At 67.5% G+C, this 22313-nt stretch carries 19 protein-coding genes and 1 pseudogene; 6 read left to right on the top strand and 14 right to left on the bottom strand.

From position 1 onward, the window contains the following. Positions 1-13: 13 nt before the first annotated feature. Complete coding sequence (locus ACPOLB_RS06020; RefSeq protein WP_342451257.1) at positions 14-634, bottom strand: cation transporter; 621 nt, start codon at positions 632-634, stop codon at positions 14-16. Between the two features lie 203 nt (positions 635-837). Between ACPOLB_RS06020 and ACPOLB_RS06025 the strand changes: the two genes are divergently transcribed. Beyond that, on the top strand, positions 838-1926 hold the full coding sequence (locus tag ACPOLB_RS06025) for a sterol desaturase family protein (RefSeq protein WP_425260402.1): 1089 nt from the start codon (positions 838-840) through the stop codon (positions 1924-1926). 374 nt (positions 1927-2300) lie between these two features. Here the strand turns inward: ACPOLB_RS06025 and ACPOLB_RS06030 are convergent, their stop codons facing one another. The 6 genes from ACPOLB_RS06030 to ACPOLB_RS06055 all read right to left on the bottom strand — a co-directional run bounded on the left by ACPOLB_RS06030 (position 2301) and on the right by ACPOLB_RS06055 (position 6914). Then, on the bottom strand, positions 2301-2672 hold the full coding sequence (locus ACPOLB_RS06030) for a c-type cytochrome (RefSeq protein ID WP_082367790.1): 372 nt from the start codon (positions 2670-2672) through the stop codon (positions 2301-2303). Between the two features lie 2 nt (positions 2673-2674). Further along, a complete protein-coding gene (locus ACPOLB_RS06035) occupies positions 2675-3901 on the bottom strand; it encodes a sulfite oxidase (RefSeq protein WP_054018138.1) in 1227 nt (408 codons plus the stop codon). A 54-nt stretch (positions 3902-3955) separates the two neighbouring features. Further along, a complete protein-coding gene (locus tag ACPOLB_RS06040) occupies positions 3956-4546 on the bottom strand; it encodes a hypothetical protein (protein ID WP_054018139.1) in 591 nt (196 codons plus the stop codon). Next, positions 4543-5076 (bottom strand): RNA polymerase sigma factor, encoded by a 534-nt coding sequence (locus tag ACPOLB_RS06045; protein WP_425261879.1) that lies wholly within the window; start codon positions 5074-5076, stop codon positions 4543-4545. The genes ACPOLB_RS06040 and ACPOLB_RS06045 overlap by 4 nt, the downstream gene beginning before the upstream one ends. A gap of 81 nt (positions 5077-5157) precedes the next feature. Next, entirely contained in the window at positions 5158-5550 is a 393-nt protein-coding gene (locus ACPOLB_RS06050) for a DUF305 domain-containing protein (RefSeq protein ID WP_231637961.1), read from the bottom strand. Further along, positions 5547-6914 carry a YncE family protein gene (locus tag ACPOLB_RS06055; RefSeq protein ID WP_425260403.1) on the bottom strand — a complete coding sequence of 456 codons (1368 nt, stop codon included), beginning with the start codon at positions 6912-6914 and terminating at the stop codon, positions 5547-5549. Before ACPOLB_RS06055 ends, ACPOLB_RS06050 begins: the two co-directional genes overlap by 4 nt. 668 nt (positions 6915-7582) lie before the next feature. Between ACPOLB_RS06055 and ACPOLB_RS06060 the strand changes: the two genes are divergently transcribed. From ACPOLB_RS06060 to ACPOLB_RS06080, 5 genes and pseudogenes are all read left to right on the top strand, one after another. After that, positions 7583-8539 carry an IS1595 family transposase gene (locus ACPOLB_RS06060; protein WP_425260404.1) on the top strand — a complete coding sequence of 319 codons (957 nt, stop codon included), beginning with the start codon at positions 7583-7585 and terminating at the stop codon, positions 8537-8539. Between the two features lie 25 nt (positions 8540-8564). Beyond that, positions 8565-9140, top strand: a pseudogene (locus ACPOLB_RS06065) (tyrosine-type recombinase/integrase); the annotation flags it as partial. Then, positions 9136-10266, top strand: a complete 1131-nt coding sequence (locus ACPOLB_RS06070) for a TolC family protein (RefSeq protein ID WP_425260405.1) — start codon at positions 9136-9138, stop codon at positions 10264-10266. The pseudogene ACPOLB_RS06065 and the gene ACPOLB_RS06070, both read left to right, overlap by 5 nt. Then, entirely contained in the window at positions 10263-11891 is a 1629-nt protein-coding gene (locus ACPOLB_RS06075; protein WP_425260406.1) for an efflux RND transporter periplasmic adaptor subunit, read from the top strand. The genes ACPOLB_RS06070 and ACPOLB_RS06075 overlap by 4 nt, the downstream gene beginning before the upstream one ends. Next, positions 11888-15079, top strand: coding sequence for an efflux RND transporter permease subunit (locus tag ACPOLB_RS06080; protein ID WP_425260408.1), 3192 nt, complete (start codon positions 11888-11890; stop codon positions 15077-15079). Before ACPOLB_RS06075 ends, ACPOLB_RS06080 begins: the two co-directional genes overlap by 4 nt. A 41-nt stretch (positions 15080-15120) precedes the next feature. On the opposite strand, the gene ACPOLB_RS06085 is transcribed toward ACPOLB_RS06080, so the two are convergent. The 7 genes from ACPOLB_RS06085 to ACPOLB_RS06115 form a co-directional block, all read right to left on the bottom strand. Beyond that, positions 15121-15777, bottom strand: a complete 657-nt coding sequence (locus ACPOLB_RS06085) for a DsbA family protein (protein ID WP_425260409.1) — start codon at positions 15775-15777, stop codon at positions 15121-15123. Then, the gene (locus ACPOLB_RS06090; RefSeq protein ID WP_425260410.1) at positions 15774-16235 is read right to left on the bottom strand and encodes a disulfide bond formation protein B; all 462 of its coding nucleotides are present in this window, start codon (positions 16233-16235) and stop codon (positions 15774-15776) included. Before ACPOLB_RS06090 ends, ACPOLB_RS06085 begins: the two co-directional genes overlap by 4 nt. 219 nt (positions 16236-16454) lie before the next feature. Further along, positions 16455-17018: a hypothetical protein gene (locus ACPOLB_RS06095; RefSeq protein ID WP_425260411.1), complete on the bottom strand. Its 564-nt coding sequence runs from the start codon at positions 17016-17018 to the stop codon at positions 16455-16457. A 13-nt stretch (positions 17019-17031) separates the two neighbouring features. Next, complete coding sequence (locus ACPOLB_RS06100; protein ID WP_425260412.1) at positions 17032-17421, bottom strand: hypothetical protein; 390 nt, start codon at positions 17419-17421, stop codon at positions 17032-17034. A 52-nt stretch (positions 17422-17473) separates the two neighbouring features. Then, positions 17474-20593: an efflux RND transporter permease subunit gene (locus tag ACPOLB_RS06105; protein ID WP_425260413.1), complete on the bottom strand. Its 3120-nt coding sequence runs from the start codon at positions 20591-20593 to the stop codon at positions 17474-17476. A 1-nt stretch (position 20594) separates the two neighbouring features. Then, a complete protein-coding gene (locus ACPOLB_RS06110) occupies positions 20595-21707 on the bottom strand; it encodes an efflux RND transporter periplasmic adaptor subunit (RefSeq protein WP_425260414.1) in 1113 nt (370 codons plus the stop codon). Continuing rightward, positions 21704-22258 (bottom strand): hypothetical protein, encoded by a 555-nt coding sequence (locus ACPOLB_RS06115; protein ID WP_425260415.1) that lies wholly within the window; start codon positions 22256-22258, stop codon positions 21704-21706. The genes ACPOLB_RS06110 and ACPOLB_RS06115 overlap by 4 nt, the downstream gene beginning before the upstream one ends. Positions 22259-22313: the final 55 nt, after the last annotated feature.

Below are 22313 nucleotides of genomic sequence, written 5' to 3' on the forward strand. Positions count from 1 at the left end.
CGTCTGACGATCGTCACGCTTTTTTGGCGTCCGCTCTCTCCGCGGCCTCGCGAGCCTCGGCCAGGATCTCCCGGCCGCCGTTGGCGGCGATGGCGGCCACCACCAGGCCGAGCACGACGTCCGGCAGGTTCGATCCCCACCAGATCACGAGCGCGCCCGACAGCACGATCGCCAGGTTCACGATCGAATCGTTGCTCGTAAAGATGGCGGACGCCTTGAAGTTGACGTCCTCCCCGCGGTGACGCTTGAGCAGGCGCAAACAGACGATGTTCAGCGCGGCGTTGACGGCGGCCATCGCCATCATCGCGGGGCCTATCGGCGCTTCGCCGCCGAAGAAGCGGCGCAGCACTTCTACTGCCAGCATCGCCGCCAGCCCGATCAACAGCCATCCAGACAAGCGCGCGGCCCGCACCTTGATCGATGCCGCGCGGCCGACCGCGTACAGGCTGACGCCATAGACCGACGCGTCGGCGAGGTTGTCGAGCGCGGCGCCGATCACCGCCGTGGAGGCCGCCCACAACCCGACGCCCACGCCGGCCACGCATTGGCCGACATTGATCAGCAGCACCCACCACAGGATGCGGCGGTCGGCCGCCCGGCTGGCGTCGAGGTCGTGCTCATCGTCGCAGCTCACTCGTCTCCTTTGCGATCCCGCGCACAGCAGGACACCTTCAACGACCCCCATTGGAAACCCTGCAGCAAGTACAGAGTCAAGCTGCCCCTCCGTAGCAGGTTTGTTCAAGCGCCCGCACCGGGCCCCCTGGCAACACTCCCGGCAACGAACGGGGGTTGCGATGGCTTGGTTTAGCGGTCCGGTACGTGGCGTATCCCGCCCTGATGGCGTCGGTCATCGTCGGAGTGGCTTGGGCGCCGTCCATGGGCAACCCGATTGCATGGCTGATAGCGCTGGTCGTTTGCGGCCTAGCGGCCGTGGCGTTGCTCGAGCGCTGGTTCCCCTTCGAATTGCAGTGGCAAGTGCGGGACCGCGACTTTCCGGCCGACGTTGCTCACGCCATCGTCAACCTTGCAGTCATGCACGGTGCGGTGATGGGCTTTGTCCTGCTCCGGGCCTCGGTGGAGCGGGAAGGCGTTCGGTGGCCGACCGAGTGGCCGTATCTGGCACAGGTGTTCCTGGCCGGCCTGCCGCTGGACCTGTCTCTGTACGTCATGCACCGCCTAAGCCACCGCTACGGTGTGCTGTGGCGGCTGCACAGCATCCACCACTCACCGCGCCGGCTCTATTGGCTGAACGGTGAGCGTCGGCACCCAATCCACGCGGCGCTGATGGCCGGCCCGGGGCTGCTGGTGCTGGGCCTGCTCGGCACCCCTGCCGAAGTTCTGGGCGGGTGGTTGGCAATCCTCGCTATGCACCTCGCGTTCCAGCATGCCAACTTGGACTACCTGGGGCCGCTCAGCTACCTCGTCGGTGTCGCCGAAGTCCACCGCTGGCACCATCGGGAGCGCTTCAATGACGCCCAGGTCAACTTCGGCGAGTTCTGGCTGGTCTGGGACCACTGCTTCCGAACCTTCCATCGGCCCGACGCGGCGCTTGGTCCGGTCGGCATTGAGGGTGATCCGGTCCCCCACAGTTTTGCCGAGCAACTGGCGTATCCGTTCCGCTCCGACCCGCCCCGCGCAAACCATGTCTTAACCTTGCGGACTTGCATGCCGTCCTTCACGCAAACGATCGCTGGTACCCGACGCACGACCGCCGCGCCCGCCATCGCCAGTCGCGTACTTCCTGTTGCGTCGCGCCGGCCCGGATGCATGCGCCGGTCGATAACGTCGTGCTCGCGGTCGTCGTCTGCGCCGCGAAAGTGGAGATCGAAAGTGGATCGAGTGAGCATGGATCGCGACCAGGGTGCCATCGGGAACCCGCTGGGGCTGCTGCGCCGTGGCTCGCACGATGGGCTCCCGGTGGGGTGAGCCGCACGGTCTCAAGCCGCGCTCCGTGCCTCAATGTCCTTGAGTACGGCCAGCCGGCGTGTTCCCTTGGTCTCGGGGCCTCCTACGGGTGACTGGGAGGTTGCCCGACCGGCAGCTTCAGGGCGGCGAGATCGGGACGGCCTATGTCTCTTCCGGGACGAAATGACTCGTCGGCGAGCGGCAGCTTCCGAGCATCGAGCCTCAGAAGTCAGCTTTCCGGCGGTGAGTCCGAGTGGTCGGCCGTCGCAGCCCGACCCGGTCGCGACATTGACCGCGTGAGGTTCAACGCCTCGAAGCAGTCGCCTGCATGCGCAGGCACGCCCAAAACGGGCGCCGGCGAAGAACTTGCATTGCCGGCCTCCGGCTGAACCGGCTTACTTCCCGCCGCCGCTGGCCTTCGAGACGTAAAGCGCCAAAGCGGCGATCTCTGCGTCGTTGAGTTTGTCCTTGTAGGAAGGCATCTGGCCAAGCCCGTTGCGCAAGGCTTTGGCCACCCTGGCAGCGTCGGGCTTCAACTCATCGAGAACCGGACCGACGGCGCCTTCAGCGCCCGCCGCCTGCAAGGTGTGGCAGACGGCGCAAGACGGCGCAACTCCGTGCAAGAACAACTTCTTGCCCAGGGCAAGTTGCGCGCTGTCGTCGGCTGCCAGCACTGGCAGCACTGGCCAAGCCAGCCCGCCCAGCGTCAGTACCGATGCAAAGGTCCAAACCCGCAGCCCGCGCCGCTGTGAAGTGCTGATGCGCATGGTCAGGCCACCATCACTTTCACGGCGTGGTCGGACCAGCTCGTGTTGTTGTAGCCGCCGGCGTTCTCCAGGCGCTGCTCGGGTTGCACATTGCCCGCGGTGTCGGTGGCGCGGCTGGCCAGCGTGTAGCTGCCGGCCGGCAAATTCGCGGCCAGCACGAACTGGCGCCAGGCAAAGCGACCGAGATCGGGGCCGGTGAGACGCGCGTCGCTCCAGGTCTTGCCGCCGTCCAGCGAGACTTCGACGCGCTTGACGCCGTTCAGGCCGCCGAAGGCCACGCCCTGCACCTGCACCAGGCCCGCCTTGACGCCGATGGCTTCGGGTGCGGGCGAGTTGATCCACGACTTGACCGTCATCTCCTGCACCGAGGGCTGGCTCGGGTCGCCCTTGCCACCCGGCGGCGAGATGCGGTAGCCGTGCGACATGATGCGCGCCTCGGTCTCCTTGGCCGTGAAGGCCAGGCGCTTGACGTACTTGATGTTGTTCACGCCGGTGTAGCCGGGGACGATCAAGCGCAGCGGGCCGCCGTGGGCCAGCGAGATCGGCACGCCGTTCATTTCCCAGGCCAGCAGCGCGTCGGCCATGGCCGCAGCGGGCACCGAGCGCTCGACGATGATGCTCAGCGGGTCCAGGCCATCAGGCAATTTCTCGCCGCCAGTGCCGGTCAGGAAAGCGGCGCCGGGCGTGACACCGCCCAGCGCCTCGGCCACCACCCGAACCGGCACACCGGTCCACATCACGCAGCCGGCTGCGCCCACTTGCCACGGCGTGCCACTGGGCTTGCTGGGAAAGTAGCCGCGGCCGTTGCCCGAGCACTGCAGCACCATGGCGGTGGTTTCCACGCCCATGGTCTTCAGTTCGCGCAGCGTGAGCTTGCGCGGCGCCTTCACGCCTTCGATCGACACTTCCCAGGCGTCGCGGTCGGCAATGATCGAAGCGTCCGGCGCCGGCAGGTTGTTGCGGATGTAGAGCTGCTCGGCCGGCGTGATGACGCCGCTGCCGAAGGCCGCGCGCTTGGTTTCAATGGTGGTGGCGCTGTGCACGATGAGGCTGGCCGGGTCTTTCCAGGCCACGTAGGCCGGCAAGGGCTTGGGCGCTGCTGCCGCCATGGGCGCGTGCGCCGCAGCGCTGGCGCCGCGTGTGAAGCTGGCCAGGCCCACGGCCGCCAGTGCACTGGCGCTGCCTGCCAACAGGTGGCGGCGCGGCAGGGAAGTCGGGGTTTCGTTCATCGTTGCTCCTTGGGGGGGGTGCGGGTGGTTTGCTTGCATCGGGGCCGGTGCGGCTCAGCCGTCGGCCTTGCCAAACTGTTTTTGTGCCACGGCCAGCGCCTGTTTTTTCTGCGCCACCAGCACCAGCGGCTTGCCGTCGCGCGATGTGATGACCTGCCAGTGGACACTGCCCCACCAGCCGCTGCCCTGCTTCAGCGCAACCGCTTGGTCGAAGGCAAACACGGTGACCATGCCGCCCTTCTCGAAGAAGGTGGTGAGGTGGTAGACGAGGTGGCCGTCGATGTCGCAAGGGCGCATCAGCTGTGGGAAACCGGGCACCGCCTGTTTGCCGCCCAGCCCCAGGTGCTGCAGCAGCGGCGCGCTGTCCATGAAGGTGCCGCGCAGCGTGCGTTCGAAATATTCGTGCTCGATGGCACCGCGCACCAGTTCTGGAGGGCGCATGGCCAGCACGGTGCCGGTGCCGCTGCCGGCCAGCAGCAACCCCAGCACCACGCGCTGGAAGCTGCGCCGGGCCATCAAGGGCTGCGGTGTGCGATAGAGATGCACCGGCGCGTCGACGGCTTCGAAGGCGAGGGACAGCTCGGCGCGGGCGCGCAGATCGAAGGCGCTGTCCTCGGGCTCGGTGGTGGGCGGTCGCAGTTTCATGGCTGGGTCTTTCGCAACGGCGTCACCCGGGCGCCCGTGGGCGTCTGCACGGGCACGCCCATCGCGAGCTTCAGCGCGTCACGCGCGCGGGCCAGGCGCGACAGCACCGTGCCCGGCGCGATCTCCAGCGCCTCGGCCATCTGCGCGGTGGGCATATCGTCGAAATAGAACAGCACCAGCACCTCGCGGTGAATCGGCGCCAGCCGCGCGAGCGCCTTGACGACGTCCAGCTTGTCGTCCAGCCCGGCATCCGGGGCGGCCTGCTCGGGCTGATCCTCGTCGTCGAGTGACTGCATGCCCGGCGTGGCATGGCGGTAGGCGGCGCGGCGCATGATCTGGAACAACCAGGCGCGCGCCAAGGTGGCGTCGCGCAGCTGCTCACGGTGCTTCCAGGCACTGGCAAAGCAGTCCTGCACCACGTCTTCGGCGATGGCGCGCGAACCCGTCAGGGCCCACGCACTGCGCAGCAGGAAGCGGTAGTGCTCTCGCACCCAGAGGTTGTAGCGGGACTCCGCCGACTGGAACAGCATGTGGATCAAGAGCGCCATGCCTCGCAGTTCATTCCATGGCCATCGTCAGGGCTTACCCTCGTTTCGCGATGACGCTGGCCATCACGGCCCGCGCGTACCGCCCAGCGCGGGAAATTCCGCTGCCGCACCTGCAGCCGGCCGCTGCCGCAGGGCCGCGAGCCGCCGCGTCATGCTTTCGATCTCGATGGTCTGGCCCGAGATGATCTCTTCGGCCAGTTGCCGCGTGGCTGGATCGCGGCCGTGCTGCAGCACCAGACGGGCCATGTCCACTGCGCCGGCGTGGTGCGGAATCATCATCGCCAGGAAGTCGACATCGGCGTTGCCGACATAGCCCGGGCCGTGCATGGCTTGCATCATCTGCGCCATCGAGGCGTCCATCTCGCGCTGGAAGGTGTTGGCTGGCGCCGCCTTCGCAGTGCTGACGCCATGCGACCCGTGGCTTTCGGCCATGCCGTGTTTCACGCCGTTGTTCACGCCGTCTGCCCCTTGGCGCCCACGCGCACATAGACCAGGTTGATGCTCTTCTTGTTGCGCAGCGCACCCGATGGCAAGTTGAGGCTGCCGAGCGGAATCTGCGCGATGAAAGCGGGTCGCAGCGGGTCGCTGACGTCGAAGGCGCTGCACACCGTCTGGCCGGCGTTGGGCGTGCCGGGCAGTTCGTCCTGCTCGTGGGCGATGTAGAGCAGCGTATTTTCGGGGTTGGTCCACAGCCCATGGGCTTCGCGGCCGTGGCTGAAGAAGCTGCCCACCACCTTGCGCTGCCCTCCGGCGGCGCTGCGGTCGATGATGGCGATGGGGCTGGAGGCCACGCCGCCGGGGCCACCGTCGTCGATGCGCGCCAGGCTGGCGTAGACCACGCTGCCGCGCGCGTTGCTGACAAATTCAACATGGTTAGGCCGCGCGCCCATGCCCAAGGAGACACTGTCGATGAGGTCGAAGCCACCGCGTGTGGAACGGCACGACACCGCATCGGCCAGCTTGTGCGAGAACCACACTTCGGCGCCGTCGGGCGTGGTCTTCATGAAGGGCGTGAAGCCGGGCTTGTCCTGGGCGCTGATGTCCAGCGTGCTCAGCTTCTGCGGCTGGCTGTGGCCGTCGGCACCGGGGTTGACGCGGAACACATCCACCATGGCCACCTTCTGGCTGACCACGAAGGCCAGCGTGCCTTCGCGGTTGAACCACACCTGGGCCGGGCCGTTGATCGTCGGCAGGAACTGGCGCACGGCGCTGGCGCCCGTGTTGTCGGCGCCGCGCAACTGACGCAGCGCACGATCGACATCGACGATGGCGATGCGGTCTTCACCGCGCAGCGTCACCCACAGCTCCCGGCCGTTGCGCGTGAAGGTGGGCTCGTGCGGTTCGCGGCCCAGCAGCAGGCCGCTGCTCAGGCGCTCGGGGTTGGTCGTCGGGCCGGCCGCCGGGTTGGGCGTGTTGCCGATGACGCGGCGCTGCTCGGCGTCGATCAGGTAGATGTTGCTCGAGCCGCGCCCGCTGGTGGCCAGCAAGCGGCCGTCAGGCGAAGGCACGGCGCCGTGCGCGTCGATGCAGCCGTGGTACAGCGGCTTGTGGATCATCGCCGCGTGCGTCGGCGCCACGCCGGCAGTGACGTAGCGGAAGGGTGGCCGCGGGTCTTCGTCGAAGCTGGTCAGGTTGATAGTCGATTCGACAGTGTTGGTCTTGGGGTCGATCACCACCACGGTGTTGGAGTCTTCGTTGGTGATGAAGACGCGGTCACGCGCGTCGATGCCGCCAACGGTGCTGGTCGGTATCGCCGGCCCAGGCGTGGCTGCCGTGCCCTGGGCCTGGGCCTGGGCCTGGGCCTGGGCCAGGCTTTGCATCGCTGGCAAGGTCGTGGCGGCTGCCGCCGCCAGAGAAAACTTCAGGATGTCGCGACGCTGGTTACTCATTGGGGCCTTGGATGTTTGGGGTGGGGAGAAGTCGGCTTCGTTGCAACGCTGCATCGACACCGGAGCCGGGTTTGTGCAGTGCAGAGCTGGGCCATGCGGCCCCATGAGGATCAAGAGCGCAGGTCGAGCCGTTTTATTCCCTGGCGCGTGGAATTCATGCAGCGCCCTGCTGGCGCAGGCGAGGAGCAGGCCAGATTCAGCGTGGGGTGCCGAACTGCTGGTCGATCTCGGCCGAGGGTTGGCCTGCGCTGAACCGGCCATTCGAGAGTGACGGCTTCTGGCCGACTTGAGCCACCGGGCAGTCCGGACTCGCCGCCTGAAAGCTGCCCTTCGCAGCTGCGCCGAGGCGAAATTTCCGAGCGAACAGGGAAGGACGGCTTGTGGCCGAGTCCGTGAGTTCGCGGCTGCTCCGGGGAGCTGACCCTCAGCAGGGCGCGCGGCGCTCTGCCGCTGCGCACCTCAGGTACGACGCCGCTCGCCCGGCCGAAAGCGCATCCTGTGTGGCCCTCAACTCGACCTGATTAGCGATGAAGCTCAGCAGGCTCACTCTGTGAGCCACTGAGCGCCGAGGATGGGCGCATCCCACCAGGAGATGCGCCATGCCGATGAATCGAGTCCAGTTCCAGAAGGGGCTGTCGTTGCCGGAGTTCATGGACCGCTACGGAACCGAGGAGCAGTGCGAGCGGGCTCTGGTTTCCGCGCGCTGGCCGGGCGGCTTCGTCTGTCCGGTCTGCGGCGTCATGCAGTCGCGCACCACGTTCCGACGCGAAGGCCGCCTGTACTGGCAGTGTTCCGGCTGCCAGTACCAGTGCAGCGTAACCAGCGGCACCGTCTTCGAGGCTACCAAGCTGCCGCTGACGCGCTGGTTCCTGGCCATGCAACTGCTGACGCAGGCCAAGAACAACGTCTCGGCGTTGGAACTGACCCGCCAGCTGGGCGTGAGCTACCGCACCGCATGGCTCATCAAGCACAAGCTGCTGCAGGCCATGGCTCTGGCCGAGTCCGAGCGGCAACTCACCGGCCGCGTCGAAGTCGACGACGCCTATCTCGGCGGGGAACGCAGCGGTGGCAAGGCCGGCCGCGGCTCGGAGAACAAGGTGCCCTTCGTCGTGGCGGTGCAGACTACCGAGGACGGCCGCGCCCACCTGGCCTGCCTGTCGGCGCGGCCGTTCACCAACGAGGCGATGAAGGAGTTCATCGCGACCAGCATGGGCTTGCCGCTGACCGTCGTCTCCGACGGCCTGGGCTGCTTCACCGTGGCTGCCTCGATGGGCGCCGTCCACGACCGCGAGGTCACCGGTGGCGGCAAGGCCAGCGTACTCAACGAGAAGTTCCGCGCCGTCAACACGCTCATCGGCAACGTGAAGACCGCGCTGACTGGCACGTACCACGCCATCAAGTTCGCCAAGTACGGATACCGTTACCTCGCCGAAGTCCAGTTCCGCTTCAACCGGCGCTACGACATGCGGGCCATGCTCGGCAGTTTGCTGCGGGCGATGGTCGCGACGCCGAAGCAGCCCGAGCGTGGCATCAGGGTTGCTGAGGTTCATCGCTAATCAAGCAACTCGATGGGAGACCATCATGGGAACCGCAGGTAGCGCCATTCATCGCGAACCTTGGAACAAGGGCAAGCTCGTCGGGCAGAAGGCGCCGTTCAAGCTCAAGGACATCTGGGCGCTTCGCGTCAGACTCCAGATGGAGAGTCGGGTGCGAGAGCTCGCTCTCTTCAACCTCGGCATCGACAGCAAGCTGCGGGGATGCGATCTCGTCGCACTCAAGGTTTGGGACGTGTGCCATGGCGACCAAGTGGCTACGCGCGCTGTCGTCATGCAGCACAAGACGCAGCGCCCGGTGCAGTTCGAGATCACGCAGGCTGCCCGCGACGCCTTGCAAGCCTGGATCAAGCTAGCTGGGCTCAAGCCGGAGGACTTCCTGTTCCCCAGCCGGCTGCACGACTCGCCGCATCTGGGGACCCGGCAGTACGCCCGGATCCTCGGGCACTGGGTCGACGAACTGGGTCTCGACCGTGCAGAGTACGGGACTCACTCGATGCGCAGGACCAAGGCGACGCTGATCTACCGGCGCACGAAGAACCTACGCGCCGTGCAGCTGCTCCTGGGACACTCGAAGCTCGAGTCGACGGTGCGATACCTTGGCCGCCCGCGAGACGGCCGCTGCTGCAGGCCAGTTGCCCGACCCGGTGCTCAAGCTCGGCCTCAACAACCTGCCGATCGACGGCCCGGACCGCTACAGCGTCACCCGCGACTTCATGACGATGCGCTCGGTGGGCGTCATGCAGGAGCTGACGCGGCCCGAGAAGCGCCGCGCGCGGGTAGGCCGCGCCGAGCGCGAGGTCGATCTGGCCCAGGTTGCGCGCCAGGCCACGATCGCGGACCTGCAGCGCGACACGGCGCTGGCCTGGCTTGAACGCTCTTACCGGGAGTCGTCGCGCGACCTGCTGCAGTCGCAGATCGCGCAGGCCGAACTTCAGGTGCAGGCGGCCGAGACCCTGTACCGAAGCGGCAAGGGATCGCAGGCCGAGGTCTTCGCAGCGCGTGGATCGGTCGAGCAACTGCGCGATGGGCTGGCACAAGCAGAGCGCCAGGTCGCGGTCGCGACCACCCAGCTCGGGCGATGGGTAGGTGAAAGCGCGCGGCTGCCTCTGGGTTCACGTCCTGCGCTCACGCTGCCTGCATGGACCGAAGGTGCGCTGGCGGAGCACCTGACCCAGCACCCCCAGATCGCCGCTGCAGCCCGGCAAGAGGCGATCGCCGACAGCGACGCCGCCGTGGCGCGTGCTGCGCGATCGTCGGACTGGAGCGTCGAGCTGATGTACAGCCAGCGCGGCCCGGCCTACTCCAACATGGTGTCGATCAATCTCTCGGTGCCCTTGCAGTGGGACCAGAAGAACCGGCAGGACCGCGAACTCGCGGCGCGGCTGGCCGGAATCGACGAGGCACGAGCCCGTCGCGAGGAACTGCAGCGCGCCCACGAGGCCGAGGTGCGCGCGATGCTGCAGGAATGGCGCAGCCACGAGGATCGATTGCGTCGCTATGACGCTTCGCTGCTGCCGCTGGCGACGCAGCGCAGTGAAGCCGCGCTGGTGGCCTACCGCAGCGGCACCGGTCCGTTGCCGGCCGTGCTCGACGCGCGCCGCAGCGAAGTGGACGTGCGCATGGAGCGCCTGCGCATCGAGCTGGACCGGGCCCGCATCTGGGCTCAACTGAACTACCTGCTGCCGTCGCACGACGGCGCCCAGGCCAAGCCGGAGGCGGCACGATGAACAACCGACACACCCTCATCGCCGTCGGCACCGCCGTCGCCCTCGTGGCGGGCGGCTACGCGCTGTACCAGGCCGGCATGCACCGCGGCATGGGGCAGCCCGGCACGGGGCCTGCCTCTGCTGCCGGTTCGGCCGGGGCCGAGGACCCGACCAGCAGCATCGCCGCGGGCGAGGCCGCGACACGCCGCCACATCAAGGCCGGCATCAAGGCCGGCGACATCGACCCTGCAACGGGCAAGCCCGTCCTGTACTACCACGACCCCATGGTGCCCGGGAAGCGCTTCGACGCGCCGGCCAAGTCGCCGTTCATGGACATGATGCTGGTGCCCGTGTACGGCGGGTCAGGGGGCGACGACCAGGGCACGGTCACCGTGAGCCCGCGCATCCAGCAGAACCTGGGTGTGCGCACTGCCGAGGTGGTCGAAGGTGTGCTCCGGCCGATGGTCAGCGCCGTCGGCAGCATCGCCTGGAACGAGCGTGACCAGTCGGTGGTGCAGGCCCGGGCGACGGGCTACATCGAGAAGCTGCATGTGCGCGCCACGCTGGACCGCGTTCGCCAAGGCCAGCCCTTCGCGGACCTCTACGTGCCGGAGTGGGTCGCGGCCCAGGAGGAGTACCTCGCAGTCAGGCGCTTTGCCGCGGGTGATGCCGGGTTGATCGCGGCCGCGCGGCAGCGCCTGCTGCTGGCCGGCATGAGCGAGGCCCAGGTCGCGCGCGTCGATGCGGCCGGGTCCGTGCAGCCGCGCATCACGCTCGTCGCGCCGTCGAGCGGTGTGGTGGCCGAACTGGTCGCCCGCGAGGGCATGACGGTGAGCCCCGGGATGATGCTGGCGCGCATCAACGGGCTGGCCAGCGTCTGGGCGCACGCCGAGCTGCCCGAGAGCCAGGCCGCACTCGTGCGCCCCGGCAGCCAGGTCGAGGCGCGCAGCCCTGGAGCGCCGGGAACCGTGTTCCGCGGGACCGTGCAGGCGCTGCTGCCCGAAGTGAACCCCACCACGCGCACGCTGAAGGCTCGCGTGCAGCTTGCCAACCCCGAGGGGCAGCTGGTGCCGGGTCTGTTCGTCACGATGCAGTTCATGGACACGCGGGCCGGGAAGGCCCTGCTGATCCCGACGGAGGCCGTGATCCAGACCGGCCGGCGTGCCGTGGTGATGGTGGCGGAAGAAGGCGGGCGCTTTGCACCCGTCGATGTGGAGACCGGCCTCGAGACCGGCGGCCAGACCGAGATCAGGCGCGGCCTGAAGGCCGGCCAGCGCGTGGTGGTGTCTTCACAGTTCCTGATCGACTCCGAGGCCAGCCTGAAAGGTGTTGAGGCACGGCTGAACAACCAACCTGCGCCGACGGCCGCCAACACCGCCCAGCGTCACAGCGCCCAGGGCCTGATCGAGTCGCTGGACCGCGAGAGTGTCACGCTCAGCCACGGCCCCATCCCGAGCGTCGGCATGGGTGCGATGACGATGGAGTTCAAGCTGCCGCCGCCTGACAGGCTGCCGCGGGGACTGGCGGCGGGTGATCGTGTCGACTTCGAGTTCTACCTCGATCCCACGGACGGGCCGACGGTGACCACGCTCAGGCTGCTGCCGCCGGCGGCTCCTGCTGCCACCGCTTCGGGAGCATCGCGATGATCGCCGCGCTGATCCGCTGGTCCATCGTCAACCGCTTCTTGGTGCTGCTGGCCACGGTGATCGTCACCGCCGGGGGTCTGTGGGCGGTGCAGCGCACGCCGCTGGACGCGCTGCCCGACCTGTCGGACGTGCAGGTCATCATCCGCACGCCGTATCCGGGACAGGCGCCGCGCATCGTCGAGAACCAGGTGACCTACCCGCTGACGACGACGATGCTGTCGGTGCCGGGCGCGAAGGTGGTGCGCGGCTACTCGTTCTTCGGCGACAGCTTCGTCTACGTGCTGTTCGACGACGGCACTGACCCCTACTGGGCACGCTCTCGAGTGCTGGAGTACCTGAACCAGGTGCAGTCGCGGCTCCCGGCTGCGGCCAAGCCGGCGCTGGGGCCTGACGCGACGGGTGTGGGCTGGATCTACCAATACGCGCTGGTCGACCGCAGCGGCTCGATGGACGCTGGGCAGCTGCGCGCGCTGCAGGACTGGTTCCTGAAGTACGAGCTGAAGACCGTGCCCAACGTGGCCGAGGTCGCGTCGGTCGGGGGCATGGTGCGGCAGTACCAGGTGCTGCTGGACCCCGACAAGCTCGCCGCCTACAACATCCCGCACGGTCAGGTCATCGACGCGATCCGCAACGCCAACCAGGAGGCGGGCGGCTCGGTGCTGGAGCTCGGCGAGGCCGAGTACGTGGTGCGGGCCTCGGGGCTGCTGGCCACCCTCGACGACTTCCGCAAGATCCCGCTCAACGCCACCGATGCCGGCGTCAGCGTCCGCCTCGGCGACGTGGCGCGAATCCAGGTCGGGCCCGAGATGCGGCGCGGCATCGGCGAGCTCGACGGCGAGGGCGAGGCCACCGGCGGCGTGATCGTGATGCGCTCGGGCAAGAACGCGCTGGAGACCATCGCGGCCGTCAAGGCCAAGATCGCGTCGCTGCAGGCCAGCCTGCCGAAGGGAGTGGAGATCGTGCCGACCTACGACCGCTCCAGCCTGATCGAGCGGGCGGTGGAACACCTGAGCCACAAGCTGATCGAGGAGTTCATCGTCGTGGCACTCGTGTGCCTGGTGTTCCTGTTCCACCTGCGCTCGGCGTTCGTCGCGATCGTCACGCTGCCGCTGGGCATCCTGGCGAGCTTCATCGTTATGCACTACCAGGGCGTGAACGCCAACGTGATGTCGCTGGGCGGCATCGCCATCGCCATCGGCGCGATGGTCGATGCGGCGGTGGTGATGATCGAGAACGCGCACAAGCACATCGAGGCCTGGCGGCACGAGCATCCGGGTGAAGACCTGAAGGGCGAAGCGCAGTGGCGCGTGGTCGGCGATGCGGCGGTCGAGGTCGGCCCGGCGCTGTTCTTCTCGCTGCTGATCATCACGCTGAGCTTCATCCCGGTGTTCACGCTCGAGGCGCAGGAGGGGCGCCTCTTCTCGCCGCTGGCCTACACCAAGACCTATGCGATGGCCGCGTCGGCCGGGCTCGCGGTGACGCTGGTGCCGGTGCTGATGGGCTACCTGATCCGCGGGCGCATCCCCGACGAGAGGCGCAACCCGCTGAACCGTGCGCTGATCGCGATCTACCGGCCGCTGCTCGACGGCGTGCTGGCCTGGCCCAAGACGACGATTGCGGTCGCGCTGCTGCTGCTCGCCAGCACCGCTTGGCCGATCCTGAAGATCGGCGGCGAGTTCATGCCGCCGCTCGACGAGGGTGACCTGCTCTACATGCCGACGGCACTGCCGGGCCTGTCGGCCGGCAAGGCGGCCGAGCTGCTGCAGCAGACCGACCGGCTGATCAAGACGTTGCCGGAGGTGCAATCGGTCTACGGCAAGGCCGGCCGCGCCGAGACTGCTACCGACCCGGCGCCGATGGAGATGTTCGAGACCACGATCCAGTTCAAGCCGAAGAACGAGTGGCGCGAAGGCATGACGAGTGACAGGCTGGTGGAGGAACTGGACCGCATCGTCAAGGTACCCGGGCTGTCGAACATCTGGGTGCCGCCGATCCGCAACCGCATCGACATGCTGGCCACCGGCATCAAGAGCCCGGTCGGCGTGAAGGTGGCCGGAACCGACCTCGCCGAGATCGACCGCATCGCCGGTGAGATCGAGAGGGCCGTGAAGGGTGTGCCGGGTGTCAGCAGCGCGCTGGCCGAGCGGCTGACGGGCGGGCGCTATGTCGATGTCAACATCAACCGCGACGCCGCGGCGCGCTTTGGGCTGAACATCGCCGACGTGCAGTCCGTGATCAGCGCCGGGGTCGGCGGCGACAACGTCGGCGAGACGGTGGAAGGGCTGCAGCGCTTCCCGATCAACGTCCGCTACCCGCGCGAAGTGCGCGACTCACTGGAGAAGCTGCGCAAGCTGCCCATCGTCACCCCGCGAGGAGCACGCATCGTGCTGTCGGACGTGGCCGAGCTGCGCATCACGGACGGTCCACCGATGCTGCGCAGCGAGAACGCACGCCTGGCGGGCTTTGTCTACGTCGACATCCGCGGGCGCGACCTGAAGTCCGCGGTGATCGACATGCAGAAGGCCGTGGCCGAGCAGGTGAAGCTGACACCCGGCTACTCGGTCTCGTGGTCCGGGCAGTTCGAGTTTCTGGAGCGCGCCACGGCCAAGCTGAAGGTCGTCGTGCCCTTCACGCTGGGCATCATCTTCGTGCTGCTGTACCTGACCTTCCGCCGCTTCGACGAGGCACTGCTGATCCTGGCGACGCTGCCCTTCGCGCTGATCGGCGGGTTCTGGCTGCTCTACCTGCTGGGCTACAACCTGAGTGTGGCCGGCGCCATCGGTTTCATCGCACTGGCCGGCGTCGCGGCCGAGTTCGGCGTGATCATGTTGCTGTACCTGAAGCAGGCCTGGCAGGCGCGGCTGGCGCGAGGGCTGGGCAGTGATGCCGATCTCATGGATGCGATCCGTGAAGGTGCGGTGCTGCGTGTGCGGCCGAAGGCGATGACGGTGGCCGTCATCATCGCCGGCCTCGTGCCCATCATGTTCGGCGGCGGCACCGGCTCCGAGGTGATGCAGCGCATCGCCGCGCCGATGGTGGGCGGCATGGTGACGGCACCGCTGCTGTCGATGTTCGTGGTTCCTGCCATCTACCGGCTGATGCGCAGGCGCGACCGTGCCGCTGTCGGCGAAGCGCGTTCAGATCGCGGCGATGCTTCGATGCCGGACCCGGCGACGTCAGCGGCCTGAGCACGACCGGCGGCTGGCTGCAAGGGCAGCCAGCCGCCTGCCTATCGCTTCGCCTTCGCCACTTCCTCCGCCACGAGGGCGGCAAGTTGGTCCGGACCGAAGCTGGGCAGGCTGCGGCCGTTCACGAAGAAGGTGGGCGTGCGGCTGACCTGCAGGGCCGTGAGGTCCTCGACATCCTGGACCAGCAGCGCCTGCATTTCTGGCTTTGCCATGTCCTCCCGGGCCCGCTCGAGGTCCAGGCCGGCGGCCTTCGCGATCTCGAAGGTGAGGTCCGGGTTGGGTCGGCCGTGGTCCGCCCAGGTCGGTTGCGCCTGCAGCACCGCTTCCAGCACCGGCTGGTACTTGCCCTGGCGCTTGGCCGCTTCGAGCAGCTTCACCACCTGATCGGAGCCCTGGTGGAACGGTGCGTAGCGGATGACGAGGCGGACCTCGTCCGGGTACTTCGCCACGAGGCTCTTGACGATCGGATAGAAGGCGCGGCAGGTCTCGCACGCCGGGTCGAAGAATTCGACGATCGTGACCGGCGCGGCCTGGGGGCCGAGCACGGGCGAGTGCATGCGCACCAGCCGGGTCTGCTCGGCGCGGACCGTCTGATCCTGGGCGCTCTGCGTCTGCTTCCGGTACAGGCTGACGCCCACGACAAAGGCGGCGACCACGAGGATCAGGATGCCGCCGACGGCGAGCTTCTTGGTGTTCATGAACGGGTCTTTCGCAGGTAGACGAGCAGGAGCGCGACGATGGCGGTGAAGGCCAGCAGCGACAGCCAAGGGATCTGGATGTCGCCGAGGATCACCAGCTTCTGATCGCTGCAGGACGGGCCGGCGCCGCAGGGAATCCACCACTGCGGCACCCAGCCTGCAACGAGTGCGGTGTGATAGCCCGAAACCGCGACGCCGCCCAGCGCCAGCGGCAAAGCGTAGATCGCACCGCGGCGGTCGCCGCCGAAGGCAGCCATGCCGAGGATCAAGGCCAGCGGGAACATCAGGATGCGCTGGTACCAGCAGAGCTGGCAGGGCGTCATGCCCATCACCTCGCCGATGAACAGCGCAGCGAAGGTCGACACCAGGGCGAGGGCCCAGGCGGCAGACAGCCAGATCCATCCGGTGCCCGATCGGCTGGCCGGGGTGCTGCCGTGTGTCCCATTCACGCTGCTCATAACGCGTGAAGCGTCGCTGCAGGATGAATCCGTGTGGTCGCCGGCTCAGCTGCGACCGCCACAAAGGCCGCAACTCTGCTTGACGCCGATCGCAGGATGCCCGTCCGCGAGTTCAGGCGCCCTATGGCAGTGCAGCGACTTCTCACCGAACCGGCTCGGGCTGCTTCTTCCGCCGAGATCCATGCGCTTCCACATCGGGTGGTGTCGACTTCAATGAACTCAACCGCGGAGGTCCAGATCTGCAACCAATTTTGAAGCCTGTGCGCGTGTTTTCACCGACTCAGCCTGAGCCATCTGCCAGGTGAAGCTGGTACCCCAGGCCCAGCCCGAGCCGATGAGCTCGACCACCCGCAAGTCGCCGGCGCGGCCTTCAACACTCATGTCGATACTCCGGCCCTCCCATTGCGCGGACACGCGATGTGCGCCGGGCTTCAGGCGCAGACGCACCAATGACACCGGAATGGTCGCCGCACTGGCGGCGCCATCGATCGCCACAGGCACCACCACACTGGCATCCCCCCATCGGCTGCGCAGCACGTACACGGTCAGCGAAGCGGGGTCGGCCTCGAAGCGTTTGGCCTCGGCCTCGACCGCGTCGGTCGGCACGGCGGTCGGTGTGCAGGTCAACGTTGGACGGTAGCTCTTGCCGATGCGGTGGCAGTAGGTGCCGTCGGCGTTGACGGACCGCAATGGTTTGGTCATGCACCCGGCGAGCGGCGCAAGGCCAACCACCGCCAGGCCAAGCAACAGCGTTCTGCGGTGAGGCCGGTCTGACTCGCTCATGATGAACTCCGGTCTACTTCAGCGCAAAGCGCACGGTGCCGGCTGACTTGCCAGCGATGGTCACCAGGGCGACCACCTTGGTGCCGGGGCCGACCTTGAAGCTGCCAGTGGCTTCGAGCCTGTCGCCAGCCGGCTTCAGCTCCACCTCCTGCTTCTCGGTTCCGGTCAGCAGCGTGACCTTCGCGCTGGCCTTGGACACGTCGGCCTTCTTGCCGTGGTCGCGCAGGTGCAGCCGGATCACGGTGGGCTTGGCCACCAGTTCGTAGTCCATGTCCTTGACCTCGACCACGACGCCGCCATGCAGCGGCTTGTGCTCGTGGGCGTGATCGTGCTTGTCGCCGGCGGCAAAAGCAGAACCAGCCAGGGCGAGGGTGACGGTGGCGAGGAAGGCTTGCGTTTTCATGGGAGTCCTTTCGGGTTGGTGGGTGTGAACAGCAACTGAGATCAAAGCGCCATCAAAGCGCTTCAGCGTCCTTGTCGTCCATCAGCGCTTCGGCCGGCTTGCGCCCGAAGAGCCAGAACATCGCGGGCGTGAGGAAGGTGTCGAGCAGGGTGGAGCTGATGAGGCCGGAGAAGATCACCACGGCCACCGGGTGCAGCACCTCGGTGCCGGGCTGCTCGGCCTCGAACAGCAAGGGGGCCAGCGCAAAAGCCGTAACCAGCGCGGTCATCAGCACCGGGCTCAGCCGCTCCAGCGAGCCGCGCAGAATCATCTTCTGGTCGAAGGACTCGCCCTCGAAGCGCATCAGGTTGATGTAGTGGCTGACCTTCAGGATGCCGTTGCGCACCGAGATGCCAGCCAGCGTGATGAAGCCGACCAGGGCTGCCACGCTCAGCGGCTGGCCCGACAGCCACAGGCCGATCACAGCGCCGACCAGCGCGAGCGGGATGTTCACCATGATCAGCGCCGACAGCGCCGCCGACTTGTAGCGGCTGTACAGCACCACGAACATCAGCGTCAGCGACACGATGGACAGCAGGCCGACGAGGCGGGAGGCCTCCTCCTGAGCCTGGAACTGGCCGCCCAGGGTGATGAAGTAGCCCTCGGGCAGCTTCGTCTCGGCGACCACCTTGCGGATGTCGGCCACGATCTCCGACAGAGCGCGCCCCGACGCATTGGCCGACAGCACGATGCGTCGCTTGCCGTCGTCGCGGCTGATCTGGTTGGGCCCGTCGCCGTCCTCGATCGTCGCGATCTTCGAAAGCGGGATGCGCCCGTTCGGCGTCTCGATCAGGATTTGGCCCAGCCCTTCGACGGAGCGCGCCGATTCGGGCAGCTTCACCACCAGTGCGAAGCGCCGGCTGCCCTCGACGATCTGGGTGACCTTCTCGCCCTCGACCAGTGCCTGCAGCGCCGACAGCACCTGCGGCGCCGGCACGCCGTACTGCGCCGCCGCGGCGTAGTCGATGCGCACCTTGATCTGCGGTGCCAGCACCTGCTTCTCGATCTGCAGGTCGGCAATGCCTGGGATCGCAGCCAGCTTGGCCCGCAGGGCATCGGCCTGGCCGCGCAGCGCATCGAGGTCCTCGCCGAAGATCTTGATCGCGATCTGCGATCGCACGCCCGAGAGCATGTGGTCGATACGGTGCGAGATGGGCTGGCCGATCTCCAGCGCCGCCGGCAGGTTGACCAGGCGCTTGCGGATGTCGGCCTTGATCTCGTCCATGCTGCGCGTCAGCTCGGCGGTGGGCTTGAGGCCCACGTCGAGTTCACTGACGTGCACGCCCTCCGCGTGTTCGTCCAGCTCGGCCCGACCACTGCGGCGCCCGACGTGCGTGACCTCGGGCACCTGCTTGACCAGCACCTCGGCCTGGCGGGCCAGCGCCGACGACTCCGTGAGAGTGACGCCCGGGTTCAGCCGCAGGCCGATCAGCAGCGTTCCCTCGTTGAAGGGCGGCAGGAAGGTCGTCGGGAAGAACGGCACGGCGGCTGCGGCCACCAGCACGGCAGCACCGGCCGCCGCCATGGCAGCCTTGGGCCGGTCCAGCACGCCCTGCAAGCTCCTTCCGTAGCGCGCCTTCAGCCAGGCCAAGACCTTGGTGTCGCCGTGGTCCAGGTTCTTCATCCGCGGCAGCAGGTAGAAGCTGAGCACCGGCGTCACCGTCACCGACACGATCAGCGAGGCCAGCGTCGAGACGATGAAGGCGATGCCCAGCGGCACGAACAGCTTGCCCTCCAGTCCCGGCAGCGCGAACAGCGGGATGAAGACCAGGACAATGATGACCGTGGCATACAGGATCGCTGACCGCACCTCCATCGTGGCGTGCGCGACGATCTCGATCGGGTGCAGACGACTGTGCGGATGGTTCGCGCGGTCGGCCTTCAGCCGCCGAAGCACGTTCTCCACACCTACCACCGCGTCGTCGACCAGGCCGCCGATGGCGATGGCCAATCCGCCAAGCGTCATCGTGTTGATCGACAGGCCGAAATACTTGAAGACCAATGCAGTGATGAAGATCGACACCGGGATGGCCGTCAGCGCGATGATGGTCGGCCGCAAGGTCCCCAGGAAGAAGAACAGGATGACCGCCACAAAGATCGATGCGCCGATCAGCTTGCCCTGCAGCGTGGTGATCGAGGCCTCGATGAAGCTGGCCTGGCGGAAGGTCACGCGCGGCGCCTCCATGCCGGCCGGCAGCGACGCCTTCAATCCCACCAGCGCGTCCTCGATGGACTTTGTCAGCGCAATGGTGTCGGCGGTGGGCTGCTTCTGGATGCCCAGGATCACCGCCGGCTTGCCTTCATAGCCGGCGTCGCCGCGCTTGAGTGCGGCTGCAAACGTGACCTCGGCGATCTGCCGCATCAGGATGGGCTGGCCATTCTTCGAGGTCAGCGCCAGGTTCTTCAGGTCATCGAGGCGCGAAGTGCGACCGAGGTTGCGGATCAGGTACTCGCGGCCGTTCAGCTCCAGAAAGCCGCCCGAGGTGTTGGACGAGTAGCCCTTCAGCGCGCCCTCCAGCTGGTCATGCGTAATGCCCAGCTCGGCCATGCGCGTGGTGTTTGGCTGCACCTGGAACTGCCGCACCTCGCCGCCGATGGGGATGACCTGTGCGACGCCGGGCACCGACAGCAGCCGAGGGCGCAACACCCAGTCGGCGTACTCGCGCACGGCCATCGGGCTAATCTTGCTCGGATCGACCGGAATGGCGATCTGCATGATCTCGCCCATGATCGAGCTGATCGGGCCCATGCGCGGCACCACGCCTTCGGCGATGCCTTCTTCCATGGACGACAGCCGCTCCGACACCAGCTGCCGGGCACGGAAGATGTCGGTGCTCCAGTCGAAGGTGACATAGAGGAAGGACAGGCCGGCCGACGAGGTCGAGCGCACGCTCTCCACGCCGGGCAGACCGTTCATGGTCGTCTCCAGCGGGAAGGTGATGAGCTGCTCCACCTCCTCGGCGGCCATGCCACCGGCCTCGGTCATGATCGTGACGGTGGGCTTGTTGAGGTCGGGGAACACGTCCACCGGCGTGGTGGAGAGCGTGAACGCGCCGTAGGCCATCAGAACGACGCTGGCGATGATCACCAGCAGCCGGTTCGTGAGGCTGTTGTCGAGTAGCCACTTGAACATATCAGCGCACCTGGTTGATCAAGGTGGCGCCTTGCGTCGCGACCCGGTCGCCCGGTTCCAGCCCCGAAGTCACCGCGGCATTGACGCCGTCCAGCGGCTCGGTCGTGACGGTCCGCGGCTCGAAGCGCTCGGGCGCCGTCTTGACCCAGACGACAGTCTGATTGGCCGGGTTCTTCATCAGCGAGGCCACAGGCACCGAGATGCCCTTGACCTTGTCCTTGGTCTGCACGAACACCCGCACCGGCTGGCCGACAGCCAGCAGGTTGAGCGCATCACCCTGGGCCCGGAAGGCCAGCGGCAGCGCCTGCTCGCGCAAGCTTCGCGACGCACCGATGAAGGTCAGGGGCACACGTTTGTCGCCCAGGGCAATGGTCGCGGCGCCGATGTTCGCGGCGATGGCGGCGTCGAAGGCCAGCGCTTCGATGCGCAGGCGCGAGGGGTCGACGATCTCGAAGATCAGTTCGCGGGCATCCACCACCTGGCCGGCCACCACGTTGGCCGAGGCGATCACGCCCGACACCGGCGCCACCAACGCCTCGCGGGTGGCCAGGCCACCACCGACGGCAGAGATGCGTGCCGCCAGGCTGGCGGCTTCGCTCTCGGCCGCTTCGATCTCCTTGCGCGGCACCGTGTCGGCCAGCTCCTGCAGGCGCGCGATGCGCTTGTCGGCCAGCGCCTTGGCGGCGCGCAGCTCGGCCAGTTGTGCAGCCTGGTTCGATCGTTCGATGGGCGCCGCCGACGGAACGACGTAGGCCAGCACCTCACCCTTGCGCACCGCCTGCCCAGGGTTGGGCAGGCCACGCGGCCCCGGTTCGATACGGCCGGCGTTCAGCGGCTGTACCTTGCCACCGGCATTCGGGTCCATGAGCACCTTGGCACCCAGTTCCACGGTGCGGGGCAGCTCGGCGGCTTCGGTGACGACGGTGCGTACGCCCAGCTGGCGCTGTGCAGGCTTGGGCAGAAAGACGCTGCCGTCGGGCTGGCGCTGCGGGCCGTTGGCACTGGGCGCTGCTGGCGCATCGCCGTGGTCGTGGCCTTCGCCGGCATGGGCTGGAGACAGTGCTGCCAGGGCGAACCACAGCGCCAAGCTGGTGGCGATCAGCGTGCGCTTCATGCTGCACCCCCGGCGCGAACGCTGCGAGCGCCCATCAAACGACGCCCACCCCACAGGAGAAGGGCCAGGACCGCCACGCCGCCCGCAGCCCAGCCTGCGTACTTCGTCCAGGCAATGGATGCGACCGCCTCCTCGGTGTGCGCCTCCTCGTGGATGTCGAGTTCACCGGCAAGCAAGTCGGTCTCATTGCCTGCGATCACGGTTGCGGCGACCGGCAGAACGCCGGGCTTGGGCTCATTGGGCAGCACGACTTCGTATTCGTCCTCACCTTGCTTCTCGGCTTTGAACTTCGCGCCGCCGATCTCGAGTTCGATCTGCGCGTCCCGCACCGGGCTGTTGTCGGCAAAGCGGTCGAGGTACAGGGTGATCTGCTTGCCGCTGAGCACGCCGACGAGCTCGAAGGTCTCTGACACCGCAGAGAACCGCGGGAGTGCTTGGCCGACGGCCGCAGGTGCAGCGTCACCGTGGTCATGGCCTTCACCCGCCCAGGCGGGCACAGCAAGGAGGATGGCCGCAGCGAGCAGCGCGGCCGGGAGTTTCGGGAAGTTCATGGAAGGGTTCCTGGAGGATTCGGGGGTAGGAATCACGGACACGGCGCCGGCAGCC

Origin of the sequence: Rubrivivax soli, assembly GCF_049810355.1 — a bacterium.
In the GTDB taxonomy this organism is placed as follows: Bacteria; Pseudomonadota; Gammaproteobacteria; order Burkholderiales; family Burkholderiaceae_C; genus Rubrivivax.